Source organism: Paenibacillus sp. J31R122 (assembly GCF_056269185.1).
This window is the reverse complement of record NZ_JBWDNM010000001.1, coordinates 102,512-117,179: the sequence shown is the minus strand read 5'-3', so window position 1 is coordinate 117,179 and position 14,668 is coordinate 102,512. Positions and strand designations below refer to the sequence as shown.

Annotated in this window: 4 protein-coding genes and 1 pseudogene; 2 read left to right on the top strand and 3 right to left on the bottom strand. The window is 47.5% G+C overall.

Annotated features, from left to right (window positions below):
• Nucleotides 1–246: 246 nt before the first annotated feature.
• Nucleotides 247–4,641 (top strand): glycosyl hydrolase family 95 catalytic domain-containing protein, encoded by a 4,395-nt coding sequence (locus tag AC0YN7_RS00450; RefSeq protein ID WP_475807981.1) that lies wholly within the window; start codon nt 247–249, stop codon nt 4,639–4,641.
• A 1,079-nt stretch (nt 4,642–5,720) separates the two neighbouring features.
• Here AC0YN7_RS00450 and sigK read toward each other — a convergent pair.
• The 3 genes and pseudogenes from sigK to AC0YN7_RS00435 form a co-directional block, all read right to left on the bottom strand.
• Nucleotides 5,721–6,233: pseudogene (gene sigK / locus AC0YN7_RS00445) on the bottom strand (RNA polymerase sporulation sigma factor SigK); the annotation flags it as partial.
• A gap of 458 nt (nt 6,234–6,691) precedes the next feature.
• Nucleotides 6,692–12,811, bottom strand: coding sequence for a phosphodiester glycosidase family protein (locus AC0YN7_RS00440; RefSeq protein WP_475807980.1), 6,120 nt, complete (start codon nt 12,809–12,811; stop codon nt 6,692–6,694).
• Nucleotides 12,812–13,109: 298 nt separating this feature from the next.
• On the bottom strand, nt 13,110–13,430 hold the full coding sequence (locus tag AC0YN7_RS00435; protein WP_475807979.1) for a hypothetical protein: 321 nt from the start codon (nt 13,428–13,430) through the stop codon (nt 13,110–13,112).
• 502 nt (nt 13,431–13,932) lie between these two features.
• On the opposite strand from AC0YN7_RS00435, the gene AC0YN7_RS00430 reads away from it, so the two are divergent.
• The gene (locus AC0YN7_RS00430) at nt 13,933–14,091 is read left to right on the top strand and encodes a TIR domain-containing protein (protein ID WP_475807978.1); all 159 of its coding nucleotides are present in this window, start codon (nt 13,933–13,935) and stop codon (nt 14,089–14,091) included.
• Nucleotides 14,092–14,668: the final 577 nt, after the last annotated feature.

Here is a 14,668-nt window from a genome sequence, read left to right as displayed (position 1 = left end):
GGTTCATAAAGGTGATTTTTCGACTTTCCAAATTGAATATTCTATTAAAATCCCCTCATCATGATGGTATTGTTAAAATGTGGGTTTTGCGCGTCGTCAGAACTGTGAAAGCGATTGCAAATATTGGAGAATCCTATGGAATCTATATTTTCTACCTGCTGTTTGGTTCCACGCAATCCTGAAATCATTCTGTCCCGACGCCAATTCCCCCCGTATAAAATAATTTAGAAGGTAGGCGGTACAAACATGAACAAGGCAAGTAGAAGCTACGGAAAGTTCCCTCTATCCGCGCGTATCATGGCGGTGCTGCTGGGGTTTTCCATGTTGCTGAGCATGGATATGACAGTGCAGGCGCGTGGAGATGCCCCAGAAACGCATTCATCCGAGCTCACATTGGTGGAGCAGGCCAAGCAAGCGGCTTCCAAAAATGGGATGCGCATGTGGTACAAACAGCCGGCCAAGGACTGGCAAACTGAGGGACTTGTAATCGGCAACGGATTCTTTGGCTCTGTGCTTTTTGGCGGCGTGGCCAAGGATCGGATCCACCTCAATGAAAAGACCCTCTGGACCGGCGGACCGGCACCTTCGAGAAACTACATTGGCGGAAACCGGAGCACGCCGGTGTCACAGGAAACGATCAAAAAAAATCAAGATGCGCTGGAAGCCCAAGCATACAACAATGGCCGTGGTAATGTCAGCGATATGTTCGGCACTCTTAACAACATGGGCAGCTATCAGGACTTTGCTGACCTATGGGTGGATTTCGCACCCGCCGGTCATACGGATGCCGCGGCCAAAGACTATGTCCGCGATCTAGACCTCAATACGGGTATCGCTTCGGTTTCCTACCAGTACAACGACGATACTTACCGTCGTGAATATTTTTCAAGCTACCCCGACAAGGTACAAGTCTATAACTTCACTGCCGACAGCAAGGGCAAACAAAGCTTTGATGTCAGTATGACCAGCCAGCAAGGTGGTGCGACGATCACCGCTTTGGATAACACCATCACACTTCGTGGTGCGCTTACGGATAACGGCTTGAAATATGAAGGCCAAATCCGCGTGATCGCTAATGGAGGCACCATCAATGCGACCTCTACCGGAACCATTCAGGTGCGCAATGCCGATACTGTTACCATCGTGATGGCTTCCGATACCGACTACGAGAATAACTATCCCACTTATCGCGGCGTGGATCCCCATGTGGAGATCACAGCCAATCTGGATAAGGCAGTGGGCATGGGCTATCAGACACTGCATAATCGCCACGTCGAGGATCACTACTCGCTGTTCTCAAGAGTCAGCCTGGATGTAGGCGCGGCCCCGGCGAATATACCCACCGACGAGCTAATTGGTGAGTACCGCAAGGGAAATTTCAACCAAATATTAGATGTGATGGTATTCCAGTTCGGACGATATCTGACTATCGCCGGCTCCCGCGAGGGCGCATTGCCCACCAATCTTCAGGGGATGTGGGGCGTCGGCAGCATGGCCTGGAACGGTGACTTCCACTTTAACATCAACGTCCAGATGAACTACTGGCCAGTGTACAACACCAACCTGGCGGAGAGCGGCATCTCTTTTGTGGAGTATGTGGACTCTCTACGCGAGCCTGGCCGCATCACTGCTGCCAATTCTCATGGCGTAATTAGTGGACCCGGTGAGGAAAACGGCTGGATTGTCCACACTGTTAATAACCCCTTTGGCTTGACCGCCCCCGGCGGCAGCCAGGAGTGGGGTTGGAACATGGGCGGCGCGGCCTGGGCGCTGCAGAATGTGTATGACTACTATCGCTTCACCGGCGATGTAGACTACCTGCGTTCGACCATCTATCCGGCTATGCGCGAGCAGGCTAGATTCTGGGATTCCTATCTAATTTGGAGCACAAAGCAGAACCGTTGGGTCGTCTCACCTTCGATTTCCCCTGAGCAGGGACCGACCTCCGTCGGCAGCGCCTATGACCAATCACTGGTTTGGCAGCTCTATAAGGAGACCATCGAAGCCGCCACGATTCTCGGTGTGGATGAGGAGCTTCGTAAAGACTGGCAGGAGAAGATGGATGATCTTGAACCGATTCAGATCGGCAATCAAGGCCAGATCAAAGAGTGGTATGATGAGACAAACATCGGCTACATTGGGACTAGTAAAGCCTCCAACTTCAATGCCGGCGGCGCAGACGTGCATCGTCACGTTTCCAATCTGATTGGCTTGTATCCTGGCAATCTGATCAACAAAGATAACCAGACTTACATGGACGCCGCCAAGGTCTCTCTGGAGCATCGCGGTTTTGAGATCACAACCGGCTGGTCTAAGGGGCATCGTCTGAACCTTTGGGCTAGAACTATGGATGGCAACAAGTCCTATCGCATGGTACAGTCGTTTTTAACCCAGAACGCCCGCGGCATTATGAACAACCTGTTGGATTCCCATGGTACCCATGGTGGTCCAATAGCCAGTGCAGGATATATCTTCCAGATCGAGGGTAACTTTGGTTACACCTCCGGCGTTGCCGAAATGTTGCTGCAGAGCCAGCTAGGTTACATCCAGCCGCTGCCCGCACTGCCTGACGCATGGCCTAGTGGCAGTGTTAAAGGCTTAGTTGCCCGAGGTAACTTCGTCCTTGATATGGACTGGTCCGACTCGAAACTTTCAGCCATGACTATCACTTCTCGTGCTGGCGGCGTCAGTGAGATCGAATATCCTGGTATCGGTAGCGCCACCGTGTCCGGCGCATCCGTCCAAAAGATTTCCGCCGACAGAATTTCCTTCCAGACCACCGAGGGTGGCGTGTACACCCTATCGAACCTGCCCGGCGAAGCCTCAGCCAAAGTGGCGCAGCCACAGGCTGTCGAAGCCGTCCGCACTGGCGATAAAACTATCGAACTGGTCTGGGACAATGTTCCCGGCGCAACAGAGTATGTCGTTTACCGCCAAAAGCTTCAGACTGTAGCCTCCGGTCAGTCCGCTGGCTCTGTTTACGGCACAGGCTATGAGAAGCTCGACACTGTGAGCACCAACAGCTATACAGATACTGCTGCAAGCGCTGGTTCCATTTATTACATGGTGGCCGCGATCACCCCAGCTGGCACTTCATCACCGACCGCACCGGTGGAAGCCAAAAATCTGTCCGTGGTGATCACCCCCAGCCGTAAGCCGGTAGGTAAAGGAGATACGTTGACCCTTGATTCTTCGGTTAAGGATGATAGATTCGTGATCCGTTACACGCTAGACGGCAGCATGCCGACCGCCGCCTCTGCGAAGTATATCGACGCTTTGACTTTGGAGACCGCTGGCTCCATCCGTCTGAATGCGCAACTGTTCCAGAACGATCTGCCAGTTGGCAGCATCGCGAGCTTCAACCAGTATGGCTCCACAAATCTGGCGCTTCATAAGACGGCTTCTAGTTCCTTCCCTTATTGGGGAGATCCTTACGCACCCGGCATGGCTGTAGATGGGAACATGGGTACCCGATGGGCATCGAAAGGAGACGCCAACACATCCGACCTGATTATTGACCTTGGGCAAACTGAAACGCTAGACACCGTCATTCTGTACGAGGAGACGGGTGCCGGCATTGGTCACCGAATGCGTGCGTTCGAGATACAGGTTTCCGATACTGGTGAAGCCGGCAGCTGGACGACCGTGTATTCGACTCAGGACGCAAAGGAAACTAACGAATGTATATTGCCTATTGGCACGGTAGGACGATATGTCAAATACAAAACCATTAGCGCAACCCAAGAGGTCACATTAAAAGAGTTTGAAATCTATGGCGGGGGGCCAGCAACGTTCACACCTCCAAGCACAGAAGAGATTTCGATTACGTTAAGTGGTGGTAATAGTGTCGTTGCAGGAGACGAATTTGAATTGATTTATGGCCTGGCCAATGTGAATGACAGCATTTATGCTGCCCAAGATCTTACATTCACTTTTGATCCATCCATGTTTGAATTCATTGCAGCGAAATCCATGAAAGACGGATTCGAGATCGTGAGAAGTAAAGATGCTCCAGGTCAAGTTCGAATCCTTGCTGCAAGTTTGGGAGAAGATAACATAGTAAATGTAAGTGGGGACTTGATGAAGCTTAGCTTTAAAGCCAAATCAATTACTCTCTCAGCAGAAACCGAAATAAACCTGTCTCATTTGGTTCTTGCTACTGGCGAAGGAAAAGAGTTGCAATTGAAAGGTGCTTCGCACCATGTGTCAATCAACCAAATAAACAAAACGACGTTAGATGAACTCATTTCGATTGCTCAAACCGCATATGCTGCCGCAACAGAAGGAACAAATGTCGGTCAATATCCAGCGGGATCGAAAGCCACGCTTCAAGCAGCGATTGATAGCGCTCGGGCAGTAGCTGACAATGCGTCGGCATCGCAAGAGCAAGTGGATCAAGCCGCAAGTGAACTGAGTGTAGCGCTGGAAACATTTAAAGCTTCGGTAATAACCCGAATACTGGGAGATCTGAACGGTGACGGAAAAATTAGTATCGGAGACTTGGCTTTACTGTCCACGTGGTATGGCAAAGATTCGAGCGATCCACAATGGGATCAATATAAGTTCAGAGATCTCAACGGTGATGGCAAGATTGATATTGAGGATCTTGCAATATTGGCAAGAATAATCATTCAGATGTAACAAGTCAAATAAAGGCTAATTCCATTCACATTGAATGAGAATTAGCCTTTATTTTATACTGACCGAATAGAATCAGCTAGATTATTAATTTAGGTCTGTATATTGGAGCATTCTACGAATCCCACCGTATTTTTACTATCCAACAGATTAGTTCCAAATAGGTACACCTTCTCCGACATTACCTCACAACCTAATCTTGGTCGCACCGAAAGTTGAGTTATAAACTTCCCATTTAAATCAAACAAGGGTTACCCTCAAGCAGTTGCTTCAACGGGGTCATAAAGGTGATTTTTCGACTATCCAAATTGAATATTCTATTAAAAATACCTCATCATGATGCTATTGTTAAAATGTGGGGATTGTGCGTTGTCAGAATGATGAAAGCGATTACGACGACAATTATCCCCCTATAAAATAATTGTACTTCTAGATTCTAATGGACATGGCGACTCTTACGCTCTGCTTTTCGCTCCGTCAAACCGATTTAGATGCGCTAAGCCTCATCTGTGTCCGTAACATTTTGAATGAAGCTTTTTTCGCTTCTTAAGGTGCATTCTTGTCCGTAAAGGCTCCCAACACAAAAATGATAAGCCACTATAGATGGGTGGAGCTTATAAAGTCTTATCATTTCAAAAAAAAGGCCCGGAGGCCTTTTACTTAACAACTATGAATTTAATCTGTGAATACATAACCAATCCTAGGTAACCTATTTTGAAGAGGCGATGACCTTCATTCACTTGATCCCATCAAAATTAATATCAACAAATGTTGTTCCTTTATAATCTTGATACATAGCATCTGCCTTATCAAATGAGAAGGTACCGTGGTACTCCTTCCCAGCGAAATTAGCATTAAGTTTGAACATATCAGGCAGCGCCGGTGAGGGAAGTATTTCATACCCTGCCCCTTCCATTTTAGTAGCACTGTACACTCCACATGTGTGGAGTGTGCATACAACAAAAAACCAAACGGTAGAGTTCCGTTTGGTTTCAGATATTGATATAACATAGGAAATCGCTACCGTAACTTTATCGTTTCAAACGACAAGGCCGGATTAAAAATTTGAGTTCAAGTCATCCTTACCTCTTTACTTTATAAAACTCATGATACAACTTCATCAACGCCCGCTTCTCTATTCTCGACACATAGCTCCGCGAGATACCCAATTCCTTCGCAATCTCCCGCTGCGTCCGCTCATCCCCGCCATGCTCGAGCCCAAATCGTCCAATAACAACCTCTTTCTCACGGTCATCCAATATGTCGAGATTCTTATAAATCTTACTCTTCTCAATTTTAAGCTGCACCTTATCCACAATATCATCGGCCTCGGTGCCGAGAATATCAATCAACGTAATCTCGTTGCCTTCCTTATCCGTGCCAATAGGATCATGCAGCGAAACGTCTTTACGGGTTTTCTTTAAAGATCTGAGGTGCATAAGTATTTCATTCTCGATACAACGTGCCGCAAATGTAGCGAGCTTCGTCCCTTTCCCGGTTTGGAAGCTCTCGATAGCCTTGATTAATCCAATCGTACCGATGGAGATCAAATCCTCTAAATCTTCACCTGTATTGTCGAATTTTTTGACGTTGTGTACACAACCCTATGTAAAACCACAAAATTGTCATTGTTAGAGATTGGTTAGAATCGAGTATGCTTGTACTGGAAGAATCCTTCTTAAATAAGGGGTTATTCCTACAAAGCTCTTGGTTATTTTATAATACTCGGTTGCGATACGCATCCGCGTATCAGTTAGTAGTAAAGCATCATCTTCCGAAAACCAGAAGATGATGCTTCATATATTTTTACTGGGCTGTACTCTTCAAAGATTCATAGTGATATGACCAATCACCCGGCCAGATCGTTGTTGCTTAAGGGACTAGCCTAGATTGCCTATGCTTAACTTTGACTCACGACTGAAATTGTGCGTATGTGCAGCAAATAACAACCTTTCGCAGTTCCGGAATGGAGTTGGGCTGTTATAGAAAGAGCAGCTATAACGAAGACTTCTCTTCGCTACGCTGCTCAATGACGTGCCTATTAGATCTAAGTTCAAGGGTACATAATGTTCATTATTCTTTGAATAAGTACAGCAACTTCGGCTCTTGTCGCATGGCTTGTAGGATTCAGCATCCCATCACTGCCTTGGATCAGACCGAAGCTAATCATCCCCGCCATACTGTCGACAGCGTAATTCGCAACCTTCGCTCCGTCAGAGTAGTTGCCCAGTATATCCCGATTACCCTCAATTGGAAGCTTCTTCACTTGCTGCAAGGCTCTGGCTACAATAAGGAACATATCCTGACGCGAGATTTGATCTTTCGGACGGAAAGTATTGTTCTCCATTCCCTGAATCAGTCCAAGCTGCTGGGCTGTTGCGATCGCGTCGTAATAGTAAGCGTCCAGCTTCACATCCGTAAACGTGCTTGCAGATTCAGCATGCAGGTCCAAAGCTCTGACCAGAAGCGTAACGAAATCTGCCCGCGTGATCACCACTTCGGGTGAGAACTTGTCTGCCGCAGTTCCCTCGATGATACCCCTCGCCGCTAATGCCTCTACCGCTCCCTGCGACCATCTATGTGATACAAGATCAGCAAATGTTTTGTGCGCATAGGCGACGGAATAGTGGCTGAAGTGATTCACTTCAAACCGTACGGTTCCCGTAACTGGATCATAATGCCCATTTTTAACAACTTCCACTCGGCCCTCATCACTGATATTCCATATGATGATACTATTCGGATGAGCCAATTCCGATGCTGTCGGCGTATATGGAATAGACACTAGTACGGGTGCATCAGGATTGCTCCAAGTACGATCTAGGCCATCCACCTTAATGCTCAAGTTAATCAACGGATGATTTCCGATCTGATTTTGCAAGTCCAAGGACAGTGCTGCTGGATTCATCTTCTCGACGATAAGGCTGATCGATTTCGCATTGTTTACTTCCGCTACATCCACGAAATTGGAAGGCAAGATGACAACGGCGTGTCCAGTCGAGATCTCAAGCTTACTTTCCATGTTTAGCGTAGATAAGGCTTGAGCAGGCATAACAACCTCATATCGGCTTGCATCATGAGCCTCCTGAATTTCTATCCTAACTGTTTTAACACCCGCTCCATCGCTCTTGGCATCCTTCATTGCTTGATCAATTGCATCTGTGCCAATCTCTACTTTAGCCAGTGATCCAGCAGCGTCATAGGTTGCATCGGCTGTAATCGTCCCATTTTCCACCTTAATCGAAGGCTCTTCAATTACAGGCGGAATGTATGGCGGAATATATGGCGGAACTTCGGCATCCTTCACGGTCAGCGTCATATCCGCAAATTTGTCCGCATTGTCCGAGCTTATTGCTCGAATGATTGCAGTTCCCGCTTTCAGCGCCTTCACATTCCCTTGATCGGATACGCTAGCTACACCCTGCGAATCTGCTCCATATACAGACCATATAACCGACTTATTAGCAACGTCATCGGGAAGCACGATTGCGTTCAACTGCAGCGACTCTCCAACCTTCAGTTCAGCTTCCGTCCGGTCCAACTGAACCATCTCAACTTCCGGCCCTTGCGGGATTCCGACTGTAACTACGCTGTCCGCATATAATGCATTGTTCACAACACTAGTTGCCCTCACTATTGCCGTTCCTAGATTCTCAGCGGTTACTATTCCATCCGCCGAGACCGTTACGACATTGTCCGCTGAGGATTCATAAACCGACCAGGTCACGGATTTATCGTACGCCTGCGCCGGAAGTACCGTCGCATTCAGCTTAACGGCTCCACCTAGTGCAAGGTTAACCTCCGATTGATCTAGAACGATCGACTCCGGAGCCGCTTTCTTTAGCGTAAATTGATCCACGATGCGATCCTTCACCGTCTTGACGACGAATTTCATCTCGTCTCCGTCAATTTCCACGGCTACGTACATTTGCACTTGTTCCGCATCCGTCACTTTATGCCAGCTTCTCTCGACCACGGCATAGAACTTAGGACCTGCGGAGCCTCCGACAATGTAGGTCGTTCCTTCGCCATCGCCGACAGGAATCTGATCCTTCATCGGATACGTACGCAGATAAACATGATCATGACCGTTCATAACAATATCTACTTTGAATTCATCGAAGATCGGCGTCCACGCATCACGGATATGCTCCGAATCATAGATGCTTCCGTATGGGCCGCGGTGAAAAGCAATGAGCTTCCATTTCTTATCCGTCGCAGCCAAATCCTTACGCAGCCATTCCTTCTGTTCTTCAAAATCGTATTCACTGTTCAACACAACGAAATGCGCATTTTTATAATCAAAAGAGAAATTACTCCCTTTCAACGAATCGATACCGTTCTGCGGATGATTGAAATGGGCCAGGTAATCTTCCGTCTTGCGGGTTCCCGTCACTTCATGGTTGCCAACGACTGGCACAATCGTCGTATTCATCAAGATGTCTTTACCTGCATTGAAAAACATGTTCCATTCGTTCTCTTTGAAGCCATCCTCTACCAAATCGCCGCCTTGTACGACGAATTCCGTATCCGGATTATCCAACATCGCCTTGCTCAATACATCTCCCCACAGCTTGAAGCCGGCTAGATTCGAAGCCTGAGTATCTCCGAAGAAAATAAATTTCGTCCGTTCGCCTTCTGCGGCTGCCGTCTGTAAGGTTCCACGATCACTATAGCTACCGTTGCCATCGCCAACCCGGAATACGTAATTCGTTCCCGGCTTCAGACCTTCGGCCACCGCTTTATGCACCCTTACAGTTCCGTTGTCCCACGTATTAAACAGATAATTGCTGCCCTCAAATCGCATTACGTCCGAAGCCGTAAAATCGGTGAACGTCGACGCTTCCGCCACTTCTACAACTGTTGCATCCGTACCCGGATTGGTGTGCCACGTAAAGGCGCGTGCGGTCGTCGGATCCGCCCCCATCGTCACGTTGACATTAATCGGAGCCGGCGATCCCGCAAGCTTCGATACAACGAACTTACGAACTGAGCTGAGCCATTCATCCTTGGATGCCTGCAGTTCGTATGACTTGACTTCACTTGTCAGAACGCTGGTCACAAGCACTCCTTCGGCATTCGTGATACCAATTTCCGTACCGTTCGCCAGCATGATCTTGGCGCCGTCCACTGGACCGCCCGTCTCATCCGTCACTTTGAACGTTGTCGGATAACCTTCCACAACTCCGAATTCATCCCAGCTAAGCTGCAATTGGTTCTTAACTACAGCCGAGACAGGAAGACCGAAAAATCCGAACAGAGTATCTCCCTTGTCCTTGAAATGCAGAGCGCCCGAAAAGAATTTCGTCGTTACCGTTCCAGATGCCTCATTCCTCACCCGATACGCAATGCTGGCAAGCGAATCGCTATCCGTCAGCGATGTCGTATCAAGACCGTTGAAATCTAGCCGCACGTGACCCGTTGCTGGATCGATCGACGTTTGCAACTGACTTTCCGCAAGCTTGGAGCCGCGAATCACTTCCAAACCTTCTACCTTTGTCGTATCAAACGCAAATTCAATATGTCCGTCCTTTATGGATTGAGCCTTGATCGCCTTAACGTTCAAAGCATAGGTACTGCCAGCATAGACCTCTTCCGGATGATCATAGACAATCTTGGAAGACCCAGTATCCACCGTAAAATTCCACACCTTCTCCGTTTGGTTGCCCGCAAGATCCTTGATCTTGATTCTAGCTTCATGAACGCCGTCCGTGAGTGGAATTTCCGGAGTATAATGAATCTGCCCCTTCGGAGGATACAATGTCGAATGGACCAAAACCCCATCCACGTAGAAGCGTGTTTTGTCCGGATCGATCAGCGTAGTACCCGGATCTATAGCTGGATCATAGCCATAATCTTCGCCGTAGGCCTGAATCAGTGGCGTACTGGTTTTAACGACACTACCTTCAGCTGGCGTAATATTTTTCAGAATCGGCGGGTCCATATCATCTTCTACAGGCCCATACAGCGCACGAATCTGATCAATATACAAGACGCCATCGGTCTTGTTGTCATTCCTCGTCTCCATGTAACGAATCGGCATATCCATCGTCAATGGCAGTGGTCTTCCCTTAGGTACGACTGCCTCCAGGTACTTCCACCCTGTAAAATCCACTCCAGTGCCTTCTTCAACAAAATCAATAGGTACGGCAGCATTGTTCTTGTCTCTAATTTGCGCCCGAAGCCAATGCTTCTTGCCATCCCCATATACCCAAGCGCTGATCTTCTCCGGGTAGCCCGGAATTTGAATGCGATGGTTATCATCGATGACTTCAATGTAAGCGCCAGATATTCCGATCGTAGTCTTGAAATCATATTCTATCTTGGCCGATTTGTTGCCGAACCGTACAAGATCCTCATCCGTCTCTTCGCTTAACTTCATCGTAATAAATCGAGCCCCAGACGATTTCTTATAATTCCCTACGCCGTTCTCGAAATCTTCAAGAACAACAGGCGGAAGACCGATATGGATCTGCATCGATGTCTCGACACCTTGGTACTTAACGAAAACTCGTCCGCTTTGCTCATTATCGTGCGTTGTATGTAGCACGCCGTTCTCATCGATCGTTCCAATCGGCCCTTCCAGACGCCACTCGAACTGGCTGTTGTCCGCATGGATCACTTGTCCATTTCGCAGCGCCGTAATCGTCATCGGGATGAAAGCATCCGTAGTGAAAGTTCTAACCGTATCCGGAAATTTCAGTTCGGATAGCTCGTTCACAACTTCAATTTGGCCTTGTCCGCTCAGTCCGTCCGCACTCACGGTAATATTGGCGAAGCCAGGGGTGGTGCCTGCTTGGAACAAGCCGGATTGATCTATCGCCCCGACGGACTGATCAACATCGACCGTCCATTGAGGTTTTCCTGAGAACATCGCCGGATGCCCATTGGCGTCGACTGCGGCGGTCTTCAGTTTGAATGACGAACCGATGAGCACACGCTCCATATTCGGCTGAACGACCAGCTTCGCTGCCGGACCTTCCGGAGCTTTGTTCACGAGCAATATTCCGTTTGAAGTTTTACGCTCGCCGCCATCAGACGGTCGATTCAGAATTTTGCGCAGAGGCTCGCCTGGAAGCTTCGCCACGAATGTGGCAGAACCGCCACCGTCTAACGTAAGTCCATCGACCACTCCAATATCCTTCATGATTTTTCCAAGGTCCTTAAACGTTACTCCTTCGCTAAATCCGGGAGCACGTCCATCCACCTCAATCATGACGATTGAGCCATCGGCTTTAGTCCCGATACCAACGCGCGGATATAGAGCAGGATCTTTATGATCTAGTACGACGCCACCGTTCATCAGGATTGGCGATCCGCCTACGGCCATTTTTACATTTTCCCATTTCGACTCGAATTGAAAACTGGCCGACAGCTCATCACCGACACTCAGGCCGGCCAGTTCCGCCCGATAACGTCCGGATGCGGACAAGACGACTTGTCCATTATTGATCTGGGTATTTCCCTTATCTTTATGAATCGCCGCAACTTTAAGTTGCAGGGTACTCCCGCTCCTGACTTCGCCCGACAATACGTCGAGTACCACCTCATCACCAAGGCCGTTAGTCATCGTTGAAGTATTAAAATCGTAAGTGTACAGAATCAATGCTTCATCATTGAATCGCATCCGATTGATCGAAGACAATTCAACGCCCTTGCTTCCAATCTTCAGCGTTCTAGTCAGTTTCGGACTATTCCCATAAACCGATGTGCCGTCTTTATTGAGTCCGAAAGCTTGCCAATCATTCGGCGGGCTAGTCAGAATAACGCCATCTCCCATGAACATGCCGATCGGTACGCCCGTCGACATATCATAGAAATCGGCGTTGATGGCCGCAATAACTCGATTGCCTGCGCGATCAGCGTCATTCGCCATCTTCGTAACGCCTTCCATGCCATACACCTTGCCGTTCGTCAAACCGGGCTGCAAGTCCAACATCTCGTTCTTAGGATCGAACTCGACATAATGAACTTTCTCCAGCCCTTGCGGCAGCATCATATCTTGCCAAGTATACTGAGCCCCTGGGCCAATTTCCATCGTTCTCTTATCCAGGATCTGACCGAAGCTGGATAGTTGCTGCTCTGCAGCATGAGCCTTCTCGAATGAAGAAATGAAAGATGTGAACATTAAGAAGGATAATACTAGAGATAAACTACGTTTCAATCGTCTCATTTGTTAAAATTCCTCCTGCATTCAATATCAAAATCATTTTCTATCATTGCAATATTAGCAATGAATTGTTTCTGGAATGTATACAATAATTAAAGAAACAGTAAAGTTTTCCAATATGAACAAACCCTCTGCCCCTTTTTCTGATAGAGTGAAATGATTATTTTAACATGATTGAACAGCTAATTTCCCACCGTGACGTCGATCGATTATGATTACAACAAAAAAAAACCTCACCAGTTAAAATGGAAGCGTCGAGCAATCATTTGCAAAGAAGAGGTTTCTTTGTCGCGCAGGATAATTAGAAGCCTTTTCCCCCCTTATAATCGTCCTGATACTGAGCTGCGTTTACTCCGGCGTATTTCTTGAAGCTCGTGTAGAAGTAACCGATATTCGCGAAGCCTACTTCCTCCTCAATGTAATCCACGAGTTGCTTGAACATTTCACTTTGCTTCGAGTCTTTCCTTTTGTTCACGACTTGAACGATCGTCGCGTAAAGCTGCCTATACCAAATCTTGATTTCCTCGAAAGTGTCTCGCTCCGCCAGTTGCTTCGAAATAACGCTTCTCTGGATGTCTAAACGCTCGGGATCGACTTGCATCTCGCCGGTAGCGGTCTTCACGACGGCTAGAGCCTCTGGAGCAGCGACATGCAGTCATACAAAAGCAACTTAACATGGATAATCTGATTCCTGCTTCCTCTAAGATGATTAAAGAACTGTTAGCATCCTTCGGCACTATTTTCGTAAGCATCAGCCATGAGAACCGAAAATAGATTGTACATGTTTTGATAAAGGAGATAGCAATTACCGTGAATCGGAAAATTGATAGGATCACGCCATGCCTTAGCCCCGCGCCGCTTGATCCAATAGCAAATGGAGAACCCCTTATCTCAGAACAATTCTTGTCTCTTTAATATGTTATCCCAAGCGTGCCTGCGAAAACTTCAGCAGTCATGCTTTCTTTCAGGGCTCCTTGTCCACTGCTACTTCGAGTTGCCACTGGATCAATTCTTTCATAACGCCATCATCCGGCACACTCTTGTCCCACTCGCTCCCATAAAATTTCTGAGCCTCGACCATAAACACAAACTTAGCCCATCTGTTTTTTGCATACTAAATTAGTTTGGCTTGTGTTACTGTTTGGTACGACGAGTTTTCTTTGAAGTGGGGAGATAGTCTTCGCAGATCCATTGACAAAAGATTTGCAAATTCAAGGTTTGGCGTCGTCGTCATTTCCTCTGCTTTCATCGCTAAACAATGGCCGCAGTTTAGTCGCTCGTGAAATGGCTGAGAGTGGAAAAGTCATCTTACCTATCTGGCACAAAGTAACAAAGTCAGAAGGGCTTAAATACAGCCCTACCTTGGCGGACAGGCTCGCGTTGAACACGTCAATCGACGAGTTCTCTGTCATCCCAAAGCAACTCAAAGAGATGATATAATAGCTTTTCTCATACTGGTAAATAACCGGCTAGGAAAGACCATCTAATGCGTATTGCAGTTTCACGATATTCTACTGTTAGACACAATCAAGTTCCCCTAGGGTGGTCTCCCCTTACCTTTGGGAGTAACTTCCCGGGCTTGTAAGTGGTTAAGAACAAAAAATTCGCCCTATTTGTGGTACGGTTCACCGTATTGCAAATGATTAAGTACCTTTCAGTTTAGTAGACATTTTGTCTACTTATATTCATCGTAACTGTTAGTTTATAAAACCAATGTCTAGTAATTGTCTACTTTCTCAAGATACAACAAAAGCCTGACCGCGTGAGGTCAGGCTTTTCATGGTGGAGACGAGTGGATTTGAACTCCCCTCGCCTCCACTATGATGAATTCTCACATGTTTCGAGACAATAACAGTACTT

Coding starts and splice junctions, on each gene's coding strand:
- AC0YN7_RS00450 (WP_475807981.1), top strand. CDS start 247: ATGAACAAGGCAAGTAGAAGCTACGGAAAGTTCCCTCTATCCGCGCGT.
- AC0YN7_RS00440 (WP_475807980.1), bottom strand. CDS start 12,811: ATGAGACGATTGAAACGTAGTTTATCTCTAGTATTATCCTTCTTAATG.